Annotated in this window: 8 protein-coding genes; 2 read left to right on the top strand and 6 right to left on the bottom strand. The window is 35.1% G+C overall.

Translation table 11 applies throughout. The features are described from left to right. Positions 1 to 560 precede the first annotated feature (560 nt). The gene (gene rnhA / locus ACP6PM_RS30510; RefSeq protein WP_426590632.1) at positions 561 to 1034 is read right to left on the bottom strand and encodes a ribonuclease HI; all 474 of its coding nucleotides are present in this window, start codon (positions 1032 to 1034) and stop codon (positions 561 to 563) included. Positions 1035 to 1437: 403 nt separating this feature from the next. On the opposite strand from rnhA, the gene fni reads away from it, so the two are divergent. Together fni and sppA are read left to right on the top strand one after the other, a co-directional pair. Then, positions 1438 to 2475, top strand: coding sequence for a type 2 isopentenyl-diphosphate Delta-isomerase (gene fni / locus ACP6PM_RS30505; RefSeq protein WP_426590631.1), 1038 nt, complete (start codon positions 1438 to 1440; stop codon positions 2473 to 2475). A 622-nt stretch (positions 2476 to 3097) separates the two neighbouring features. Next, positions 3098 to 4924: a signal peptide peptidase SppA gene (sppA, locus tag ACP6PM_RS30500; protein ID WP_426590630.1), complete on the top strand. Its 1827-nt coding sequence runs from the start codon at positions 3098 to 3100 to the stop codon at positions 4922 to 4924. Between the two features lie 458 nt (positions 4925 to 5382). Here the strand turns inward: sppA and ACP6PM_RS30495 are convergent, their stop codons facing one another. From ACP6PM_RS30495 to coaD, 5 genes are all read right to left on the bottom strand, one after another. Next, a complete protein-coding gene (locus tag ACP6PM_RS30495) occupies positions 5383 to 5922 on the bottom strand; it encodes a hypothetical protein (protein ID WP_426590629.1) in 540 nt (179 codons plus the stop codon). 344 nt (positions 5923 to 6266) lie between these two features. Next, complete coding sequence (locus ACP6PM_RS30490; protein ID WP_426590628.1) at positions 6267 to 6974, bottom strand: GDYXXLXY domain-containing protein; 708 nt, start codon at positions 6972 to 6974, stop codon at positions 6267 to 6269. 315 nt (positions 6975 to 7289) lie between these two features. After that, positions 7290 to 8690 carry a DUF2157 domain-containing protein gene (locus ACP6PM_RS30485; protein ID WP_426590627.1) on the bottom strand — a complete coding sequence of 467 codons (1401 nt, stop codon included), beginning with the start codon at positions 8688 to 8690 and terminating at the stop codon, positions 7290 to 7292. 1322 nt (positions 8691 to 10012) lie between these two features. Next, positions 10013 to 10681 (bottom strand): ATP synthase subunit B family protein, encoded by a 669-nt coding sequence (locus ACP6PM_RS30480; protein ID WP_426590626.1) that lies wholly within the window; start codon positions 10679 to 10681, stop codon positions 10013 to 10015. Then, on the bottom strand, positions 10642 to 11142 hold the full coding sequence (coaD, locus tag ACP6PM_RS30475) for a pantetheine-phosphate adenylyltransferase (protein WP_426590625.1): 501 nt from the start codon (positions 11140 to 11142) through the stop codon (positions 10642 to 10644). Before coaD ends, ACP6PM_RS30480 begins: the two co-directional genes overlap by 40 nt. Between the last annotated feature and the right edge of the window lie 137 nt (positions 11143 to 11279).

The following is an 11279-nucleotide window of genomic DNA, read 5'->3' as shown; positions in this document are numbered from 1 at the left end:
ACCGCTTTTTCCCCTTGAAAGGGGAGGCTTTTAACCTAAACTGTTTAATTATTTAGTTATTTAATTATTAATTATCCAGTAATTGATAATTTATGGATAAGAATTGATTTTATTTTTGATTTTCGCAGATGTCTAATAAATTATATTATATCTTCTTTCTGCCCTCTATCCTAATACCATTTAACTGTAAAAATTTCACAAATAGTTGGATAATTATCTCTGAATGAGATACGCCTCTCATAGGCAAGATACCTGTGCTATAAAGATTTTATATTTAATATTTGTACCTCACATACCACCGAATCTGCTGTAAATGTTTAACCGGACATGATATAATTACTATTAAAATAACCACCCCTATACTGAGGTGGCTATTGACTGATTGATTAAAAAACGAGTTAGCAAATGTGATTAGTATTAGCGTTTAACTTAATCTTGACCTAACTAAGCTTTAATTATTACAGACTTATGGGATAGAAATCAATAGGGTTATTGCAATAACCCTTTTTTTCTGTGGTAATAAACTTTTATTTATTTAATCATAATTTCCGTAATTTTACTTAATTATAACCAGAGTCTAAAGCTAAATCTACTTGTTGAGAAGCTTTTACTGCTAATTTATCACAACACTCATTTTCTATATTTCCAGAATGACCCCGTACCCAAGAAAATTCTACTTCATGTTTTTCGCATAAATCTAATAATTTTCCCCATAGATCGGGATTCATTGCTTTATCTTTTTTATTCCGTTTCCAACCATTAGCTCGCCAACGTTTTGCCCAACCTTTTGTAACAGCATCAACTATATATTTAGAGTCAGTATATAAGGTAACTATAGAAGGAAATTCTAGTTCTTCTAATCCTACTATTGCTGCCATTAATTCCATACGGTTATTAGTAGTTAACTTATAGCCTCCAGATAATTCTTGGCGCTGTTTACCAGATAAGAGAACTATACCATAACCACCAGGACCGGGATTTCCACTACAAGCACCATCAGTATAGATAGTAATTTCTGGTTTTTTTTCTGTCATTTTAGTTCCTTTTTATTAGAGTAAATTTTTTATCAAGAATAATAGAGTGATATGTTATATCATGTCCGGTTGAATAGTTATAATTACAGCTCGTAGTAGGGCTTTAGCCCGATGATATATAGATAGGGCTAAAGCCCTACTACAAACAAAAATTTTTTTATCACTAATTATCCGGACATGATATTAGTCAAGCACAGTAATTTATAGATAGGGGCTAAAGAAAAATGATCGATAAAAGGAGAGTAAAACATAGTTTACTCTCATGTAAAAATATTTATTTTGGGTAAGTCCTGTCCAGTTATCCAAAATGGTGATGCCCAATTTGCTAATTACTTATAAATAGTATATTGAGATAAATAAGTTTTTTGATGAACTTCTGTCTGAACTTGTAATGGCAAAACTGATGAACTCAATCTCACAAACTCAATCCCGCAAAGCAGACCATCTACGAATCTGCTTAGAATCAGATGTCCAATTTAATCAAACCACCAATGGGTTAGACCGTTACCGTTTTACCCACTCTTGTTTACCAGAACTAAATCGCAGTGAAATAGATATAACAACCACATTTCTTGGGAAGGAACTGGGTGCGCCATTATTAATATCTTCGATGACAGGTGGCACTGAACAAGCAAAAATGATTAATTATCGGTTAGCCAAAGTTGCCCAACACTATAAAATAGCGATGGGAGTTGGTTCCGAACGGGTAGCTGTAGAAAACTCCCAGGTAGCTGATACCTTTGCTGTGCGATCGCTTGCTCCTGATATTCTCCTTTTTGCTAACCTAGGAGCTGTCCAATTAAATTATGATTATGGTATTGACCAGTGCCAACAAGCCATTGATATTTTACAGGCAGATGCCCTAATTTTACATCTTAATCCTCTCCAAGAGTGTATTCAGACTGAAGGTGATACTAATTTCCGAGGTATTCTTGACAAAATATCAAAATTGTGCTACAAAATGCCAGTGCCAGTAATTGCTAAAGAAGTAGGTAATGGCATTTCTCAGAAAATGGCCAAAAAGCTAATTGATGCAGGAGTAGCAGCGATTGACGTTGCGGGAGCTGGAGGGACTTCTTGGGCAAAAATTGAAGGTGAACGAGCTACAGATACTCGTCAGCGTAGGTTAGGGAATACTTTTGCTAATTGGGGTTTACCCACAGCAGAATGTATTAGTGCTATCCGTAGTCTGAACTCAGAGATTCCTCTAATTGCTTCTGGAGGATTACGAAATGGGTTAGACGTGGCAAAGGCGATCGCTCTCGGTGCAGACTTAGGTGGATTAGCTTGGCCATTTCTTCAAGCAGCAGTCGAATCAGAAGAATCTCTAAATTTATTAGTAGATATATTAATTGCAGAAATAACGACAGTTCTATTTTGTACGGGCAATACTAATTTATTAGAACTGAAAAAATCTCGAACTTTGGAAAGATTAACATAAAAACAAAGCATTAGTTATGACATCAATTCAACAATTAAAAAATTAAAAGTGCTTTAAAGTGCTTTGTTGCCCTCGGTAATGTCATACCAGAAGATAAATTTAAGTTACTACTAGCAAATACCCTTGAATTATCATCTCTGAAAAAATCGTTTTTGCTGTTGATAAATAAATTCAACTTACTTACACACGACGTTAGTAATAAAAATTAAATTTGGTATATCCCTTTAATTTTCAGAAGGTAACCTCATTAATAATTTGTTGTTTAGTAGTATCTTAAATTAAAATTCAAACAAAACTTTTATCCTCAAATCAAACAAATTAAAATTGTAGTAGTAAACCGACACAGAAGAGCTAATGTGCATTAGGGCGGGTTAATTTGATTGAATGTTGATGTATTAATTTGAACTAGAACCGGCCCCTACTATTGCAATATTTTAGGCGTGTCACGCCACTACCAAAAATTCCTTAACCCTTTGTAAATTGAGTTTTTTCCCAAAAATCTATTCCACTGCTTTAGCTGAGATAGTCTACTACAAGCTCAAATTCAATAAATTCAAATCGTAGGCGATAATTAACTAATACCAAATGGTTAATTTCCCAACAAGCAACTCCCACTAGAAACATGAAAGATTTCTTCAAATACACTTTTGCCAGTCTAATTGGCAGCATACTAGGAATTACTCTAATTATCGGATTCGGATTTGGCGGATTAATATTTTTTGTCGTTTCCATCGCCAGCAAAACCAAAGATGTAGGTCCACAAGTTCAAGATAAATCAATCTTAGTCTTCGACCTTGCTACAAATATTACAGATACTCGACCCATATCCTCTACTGGGGAAGCACTCCAAGAAGCTTTATCCAGCGACCAACCTACAACCATCACCCTCCGAAAAGTAATTAATACTATCAATACTGCTGCCGAAGATGAAAAAATAATCGGCATTTACATTAAAGGTAGCAACACTCCAGGAGCAACAGGATTAGCAAATCTACAAGAAATACGGCAAGCACTTCAACAGTTCCGAGAAACTGGCAAAACTATCATTGCTTATGATATGGACTGGACAGAAAGAGAATATTACTTAGGTTCAGTAGCAGATGAAATTGTGATTAATCCTTTTGGTGCTGTAGAATTCAATGGTTTAAGTTCTCAAACTATGTTCTTGAGTGGTGCATTAGATAAATTTGGCATCGGAGTTCAGGTAACAAGAGTGGGTAAATATAAGTCTGCTGTTGAACCTTTTATCCTAGAAAAAATGAGTCCGGAGAACCGACAGCAAACTTTCCAATTATTACAGAATATTTGGGGTCAATATCTACAAGCAATCGCTACAAGTCGAAAGTTAACAACACGGAAGTTACAGGATATCGCTAATAATCAGGGTATATTGATGGCGAATACCAGTTTAGAAACTAAGTTAGTAGATAGAGTAGCTTACTACGATGAAGTTCTGACAAAACTTAAACAACTAACTGGCAAAGAAGAGGACGATAAAACTTTCACACAAATTAGTCTTAACAACTATGGCAAACTACCAAAAGTTGCAGAAACTCTCAGTGGGAATGTAAAAAGCAAAAATAAAATTGCTGTAGTTTACGCTGAAGGAGAAATAGTTAATGGTGCTGGTACTCCCAGACAGGTAGGAGGCGATCGTCTAGCAAAGGAATTGCGACGACTACGACTTGACGACAAAGTGAAGGCAGTGGTGTTGCGAGTTAATAGTCCAGGAGGAAGTGCATCAGCATCAGAAGTGATTGGTAGGGAAGTCAAGCTTATTAGTGAGGAAAAACCTGTGATTGTATCTATGGGTAATATAGCTGCTTCTGGTGGATATTGGATTGCTATGAATGCAGAGCAAATAGTTGCTGAACCGACTACTGTTACTGGTTCAATAGGCGTTTTTGGTGTGTTGTTCAATGTTCAAGAACTAGCTAATGAAAATGGGATTACTTGGGATGTGGTGAAAGTTGGTAAGTTTGCAGATTTGAATTCTAATTCTCGTCCTAAAACCGAAGAGGAGTTAGTTTTGATTCAAAAGATGGTGGATTCAATTTACGAGCGGTTTATTACAAATGTAGCAACTGCTCGTAAGTTATCAAAGGAAAAAGTGGCGGAAATTGCTCAAGGTAGAGTTTGGTCTGGTGCTGATGCTCAAGAGTTAGGTTTGGTTGATGAAATTGGTGGGATAGAAGTTGCTATTAAAGTTGCTGCGGAAAAAGCTGAACTGGGAGATAGTTGGAAAGTTGAGGAATATCCTAAGTCTCGTAGTTTGGAGCAACGGATTTTCCGCAGTCTTTCGGGTGTGGAAGTTGGTGTATCTAATACTCCTTTAGACCCGCTAACAGCAGAATTTCAAAAGTTGCAGGAGGAGTTAGCTAGTTTGAGAGCGATGAACGATCCTTATGGGATTTATACTCGTTTACCGTTTAATTTGAGAATTGATTAATTGAGGAGTCAGAAGTCAGTAGGGTGCTGTTTTCGGCTAAGAGCCGACATGAAACGCTGCGCGACATGAAAAGCGATGGCGTAACGCATCCAAAGGCAGACAAATTACTCCCCTACTCCTCCGCTCCCCTACTCCCCTACTCCTTACAGTGCTTTTCAGTTGAGTAGACCACAAAACTGTTGTAGGAGTAATGAGTAAGGAGTAAGGAGTAAGGAGTAATGAGTAAGGAGTCAGTATGATTGTGGTTTATTCATCATTAAACCGCTGTAAGTGGCGTTGCTAAACTAAGGGATGAATCTTTGCAGAAAAGGTAAATCCCAGCTTTTACTTCCTCTTTCTCTAAAACAATAATTCCAATGCGCAAATATGCAACGCCCCTTAAGTTGTGTTGGGTTTCGTTTCTTAACCCAACCTACAACTAGATATGTGATATGTAAAGAAAACGAAGGTTTTATTATTCAATACGCTGAAAAAATTACACTGTAACCTTGATTCTTATTAGGATATTCAAGCTTTCCTCTTGCTGTTTTAGAGCTTATACATTTACCTTCACCTTGAAGTGTTGTACCTGAAACATCATAGTAATAATCAAACTTCCATTTATCATTTTCATAACTAATTTGAAATTTTACAGGATCGGGAAAACGGGGGGAATATTGAGTAGCATCTTGTGTTAGCAGGACTTTGTTTATATCTGTGTTTCCAGGGTATTGATGATTAAGAAGATACACTTTCCCTTTTACTACTCCAGGTATGTTTGCATCTAATTCTTGAACTAACCCAAATTCTATGTGTTTATCATCTCCACGACGATATTTGTATTCAATTTTTTGACCTTGCTTGAATAAAAGTTTACAATTTATCGGACAATATCGGTTAACAATTGGAATTGAGCATCTGATATTTGGTATCAATAAAGCAACAATAGCAACAATAAGACTAGCGCCTGCGATAGCCAAATTTACATTTTCCTTAGTCCAATTAAATCTACTTCGCATAAATTTTATTAAATATTAATCATCTTCAGACAGGTAATTGCTAAATAGCTATACAAAAGTCTTAAGCTATTTACATTTAATTCTAGCCGAAAAAGTTATTACTGACGAGTTGCATTTAATCCTGGTTGAAAAAGTTTGTTATTGCTAGTCGAGGGCAATCTTATTGCTGACTGCTACAATTAAAGGTACTGTCAAACCAGGATATTTATTACAATTTAAAGTATAAGGAAGTAATCAATGTAAGACGAAATATTAGCTAAAGAACGAAAATTCCACGATATTTGGGCATCAACTATTGATAATGAATACCAAAAATTTCAGCAGCTCAAAAAGCTGATACCTAGTTAAAACTTATAATTTCGCTCTCTTACCCACAAACTTAAAGGTACAGCTTTACCTTGAGAATTTACTTTTACTTCTACGACAAAAGGTATTTCTTCTTCTGAATTAACACTACGTTGTACTTCCTGAATATCCTGATTAATTTTTTCTCGTCTATCCTCTGGCATAAAATAAGTTTCTAAACCATATTTAACTCTCCAACCATCAATTTTTCCTTGAATAGCTATTTGATTATCTGGCAAATTTTCGGGCATTTTTGCACTTACTGCCACAGGTTCCCAAACTTTCGGAATGCCTGAATTTTCTATTTTTTCAGGTGCAGCTAAAACTACATAAATATTTGTCTGATTATTTGAAGAAAATCCACCAGAAGTTTCCAATTCAAATTTATCCCAACCCGGAAGTTTACTCAAATTATCTTTGCGGGAAATGTCATAATTTAATACTTGATAATAACCCCGCAAAAAATCATAAGGGTCTACAGGCGCAGTTTGTAAAATAACTGTTCTACCTGTAATGTGAGTATAAATAGCTTGAGCAGGAACTGACAAAATTAATGCTAATTGCAAAGTTAAAGGCAAAAGAAACCGCCAAATAGGTATTTGCTTTGTTAGAGATTTTGTTTGATTAATAGGTAAACTTATCTCTTCAGTATTATCCTGATTTTTAGTTGATAAATTGCTTTGACTAAAAGGGTTATAAAATTTCATGTTAGTTCTCCAATTACTTGTTTTAATTACCAGAATTAGTTGTCAAAAAGTATTTGTTTGTAGTTGCGCTTTAGCGCTCCAAACATATCTACTAGCGCTAAAGCGCAACTACGATCTTAATTATAAGTATTTGACCAAACATAATATAATTTCTCCTTCCTTAGAAACTGTTTGTAAATTCATAAAAAACCTCTCTCCAAACCTCTCTCCTACGAGGAGAGAGGCTTTGAAACCCCCTTCCCTTGCAGGGAAGGGGGCTGGGGGGTTAGGTTTTTAGGATTCATCGGTTCCATGCAGTATTTCTCAAACAACTTCTTATTTTCTGACTTCTTCTAATGATAAATGACGTTCGTACCACAAACCTGCAGCTATAACTCCTACACCACATAAAATAAATACAAAAGACTTCAGTAACAATCCAGTATTGTACTCAAAAGTACGACTAACAATTTGTAAAGTCAACAATACTAAACCACCCCAAAAAGTACCTCTAATTCCTCGTGCCAATCCAATCCTAATTAAGCCTGCTGCCAAAAGAAACATTTCTATATTTATAATAAAAGTGGCTATTTCTGGAATTTCATTAATACTCAAATGCCAGAAACATAATATTGCTGTTCCAACAATAAAACTCAAAATGACACCACTGACTAAATCTAATCGCCAACTCTGAGCATCTCTTTTATTTGGTCGTGCTAAACACAACCATTCCCAAATAGTTAATCCTACAAACACTAAAACTTCAACTAAAGTTAACCAGTGAATTTCTGATGATATCTCAGAATAATTTACTAATATAAAATCCTGCCAAATTGCTCGAAAAGATAAAAAGAAAAATCCTATACTCAAATACCAAATAGCTAAATTTCTTGTGAAAGCTTGAAAAATCCTGCTATTTACTTTAGGCAAGATAATATCGTCATATCCCCACAATAAAGCAGGAGGTAAAGTTAAGGCGATCGCTCCCCATAAACCATGATTTAAAAAATCAAAAATTCGGAACAAACTAATTTCTAAAGCTAGTAGTATTATCAATGTAGCTAGAAAGAAAATTATTCGGGAATTGCACCAGTAAGCTAGGGGAATAAACAACAATACTGCCACCAAAGACATATATTCTATTATGAACTGTAACCAGGAAAATTCTCCTGGATAAAATACAGCTGATAACCCCATTAAATAGCCTAATCCTATCAATAGAATAGCCATAACTCCCAGAGAAGCTAGTTGTAGACTATAAGCCATTACTAAAACTCCTAATCCCCAAACAATATATAATCCGTAGGGAGAACCACCAATATGAAACATTTGAGCCATTAGTGCTATATTTGCCCCTAAAATTAATGCCCCAAATATTAATAGTCCGTAACCTAACTTTTGTTTTTTATTGGTAGTATTAGAGAGAGTATTTTGTTGTCGCCAGAAATAAAAACCACTGGTATTAACTCCGATAAATAAAGTTAATAATAGGAGTGCTTTTACTTCTCGTGACCACTGTTGCCAGTTAGCAGAAACAAAAGTGATTATACCTAATCCCAGGAGAATACCACCCAGGGAAATTAAGATAGTAATAAAACGAGAACTAGCCGTTTTTTCTAAAGCATCAAACTGGTAACGCTCTGATAATTGTTGATAGAGATAATCATCAATTAATCCCTCTGTTTGCCATAGTTTCGCTTCTGTGCGGAGCTGGCGACGAAACTTTTCTGTAATCATTTTATTTCTAGAGGAAGTTAGGAATTTCTGTTACATTTAAGTTTGGATAATTAGTAATAATCAAAAATTTTATTTGAGTTTTTTTTTGATAGAATAGAGTGTAGAAATTCTGAAAAAAAGCTAAGGTTTATCTGAAAATAGAGCATTTTTCAAGTATTTTGCAAATTGTTGTTTTTCTTCTTTCCCGAATAATGAATAATTAATATTTATTAATTAAATACCTTGGTTAAAAGCTTCCCCCCATAGGGAAAAAAAGTGCTAGGATATTTCCTTATATTCAATCCTCTCGGTTTTCCTTGAGGTAATTATCCATTATCCATTATCCATTAATGAACTATGCCTTATTCCCTTTTTCCTAAAACCTAAAACTTAAAATCTAAAACCTAAAATTTTGTACCTCACGAGCATGATAACTAGCATAGGTATAATTTCTATTTACCAAAAAATTAAGTCCAAAGCCTCCCTTTTTAAGGGGATGAAAAAAATATTCAATTCAGTATTTCAAGCCAGAGACTTTAGTGGTTGGTACTGATAATTGATAATTGATAACTGATAACTGATAACTGAAATGACCCAAACTTATATAAATTATCGTGGCAATTAAAAATTTCTACTTAAGTATGGATGCCAGTTTAAAAATTGCCACATTTATCTAATTTTATCCTTGGAGACACCGGGTTAATGTTATATTGCTACTTAAGTATGGATGCCAGTTTAAAAATTGCCACATTTATCTAATTTTATCCTTGGAGAAACCGGGTTAATGTTATGATGGATTTATAATATTTATATTTACTTGAAGTTACCCGGTTTCTGAATATTGTTTAGGAGTTTTGACTTAGTTGACAATTTACGTTTTTTAGCGATATAAAACGATATTCTCTTAAATGTAAGATTTGTATCTTCTGCTCTAATCACTGCTTAAATATTTCTGGGGTGTCTATCTATTAGACATCGACACCAAAAGAGGTAGCAGGGAGCAGGGAGAAAGAATTGATTTGATTTTTTATTCAGGACTGACGCAGAACCGCCATATCTAGTAGGGGTAAATGCTCATTCTTCCCTAAGGATAGTGTGTGGTCTAAGAATTTGCGTAAGTCCTGTTACTATTTGGAGATGTCTATTGACAAAGACTGAAATACAAGTGTAAACTTGAGGGATGCGGTTGGCTTGACCGTCAATGCCTGTGGATGAGTAACCGCCGACGGCCTCAGTAGAAACAGGAAGTAAACGTCAAGTTGTCACATTATGTGACGCTTTGTATCAGTTTTATGAAGCAGTAAACTAAGTCCCGATTTAATAATTAATAACTCCATTATTAATCATACTTCGGGATTTAATGGCGTTATATCAGTTCCATAACCTCCATCTCCTTCTAATTGTTGACGACCATTGCGAATCACCTTGAGCATATCCGTTAACTGCTGTTCAATACTATCAAGCACATGATCTGCATAGTCATCAGCACCATTCTGAATTTCATCACATTCGGCGATCGCTCTAGCTCTCATTTCTTCCAATTCTTGTTGAGCTTGATAGCGAATTTGTTCAATTTCAGCAATAGTAGCTTGTTGAATTGCTTCACAGTCTAGCTGAACCTGGTTTCTAAGCTGATCTGCTTCTACTTTAGCTTGCTGCACCAGACCCATTTCATTTAAAATTTGGGAAGCTTGTTGTTCAGCATTTTCAATAATCTCTTCAGCATAAAGTTCAGCTTCTTGAAGAATTTCATCCTTATGTCGAACAATCATTTCTGCTTCCTGAAAAGCCACTGGTAAATTCAGACGTACTATATCTAGTTGGTCTAATAACTGTTCTTCATCTATTAAAGTACGTCCCACAAAGGGTATTCTAGGACTATCGAGAATAATCTCCTCCAGTCGATTTAGTTCTCTCTGGATATCTACTCCAGGGGAAGCACTGGTGGATTCACCCTCGACATTTTGTCCATTTACCTCTGGTTCAATATTGGTTGAGTTTTGTCGTAACATTTATAAATATCAATAGCAATGTGCTGAGGAACAAGATGATCTACTGAGCCACCAAAAATGGCTATTTCTTTAACTACACTACTACTTAAAAAACTATATTCGTTAGAGGTAGCCAAAAAAACTGTCTCTATTTCAGATGATAAGGTTTTATTTGTGTGGGCCATTTGCAATTCTTTTTCAAAATCTGAAAGAACCCTTAGACCTCGAATCAGGACTTTAGCCTGTCGCATTTTTGCATAGTTTACCGCTAAACCATCAAAACTGGCTACCTCTACATTAGGTAAGTGTTCTGTAGAATAGCGAATTTGATTTAAACGTTTCTCAATAGTAAATAAAGAAGTCTTACTAGGATTTCGCAGTACGGCCACAATCACTTTTTTAAACAACTTACAGCCTCGTTCTATAATGTCTATGTGACCGAGGGTAATAGGGTCGAAACTGCCTGGATAAATTGCAATCACAATTATAGATATGTAAGAGTTACTGAAGTATTTTAGCAACAAATTAGGGAGTAGGGTTCAATAATTAATAATTAATAATTAATAATTAAGAGATTGTTTGTAAAGGAAATATAAAAAGGAGATAGGGAACAGGGAAC

It is taken from the genome of Dapis brunnea BLCC-M229, assembly GCF_050015995.1.
GTDB lineage: Bacteria > Cyanobacteriota > Cyanobacteriia > Cyanobacteriales > Microcoleaceae > Trichodesmium.
Note: the sequence above shows the minus strand (reverse complement) of the source record. Positions and strands in the feature narration are given on the sequence as shown.

Excerpts from the sequence above, each read along its gene's own strand:
- fni (WP_426590631.1), top strand. The coding sequence starts at position 1,438 with ATGAACTCAATCTCACAAACTCAATCCCGCAAAGCAGACCATCTACGA.
- ACP6PM_RS30480 (WP_426590626.1), bottom strand. The coding sequence starts at position 10,681 with ATGTTACGACAAAACTCAACCAATATTGAACCAGAGGTAAATGGACAA.
- rnhA (WP_426590632.1), bottom strand. The coding sequence starts at position 1,034 with ATGACAGAAAAAAAACCAGAAATTACTATCTATACTGATGGTGCTTGT.
- ACP6PM_RS30495 (WP_426590629.1), bottom strand. The coding sequence starts at position 5,922 with ATGCGAAGTAGATTTAATTGGACTAAGGAAAATGTAAATTTGGCTATC.
- sppA (WP_426590630.1), top strand. The coding sequence starts at position 3,098 with ATGAAAGATTTCTTCAAATACACTTTTGCCAGTCTAATTGGCAGCATA.
- ACP6PM_RS30490 (WP_426590628.1), bottom strand. The coding sequence starts at position 6,974 with ATGAAATTTTATAACCCTTTTAGTCAAAGCAATTTATCAACTAAAAAT.
- ACP6PM_RS30485 (WP_426590627.1), bottom strand. The coding sequence starts at position 8,690 with ATGATTACAGAAAAGTTTCGTCGCCAGCTCCGCACAGAAGCGAAACTA.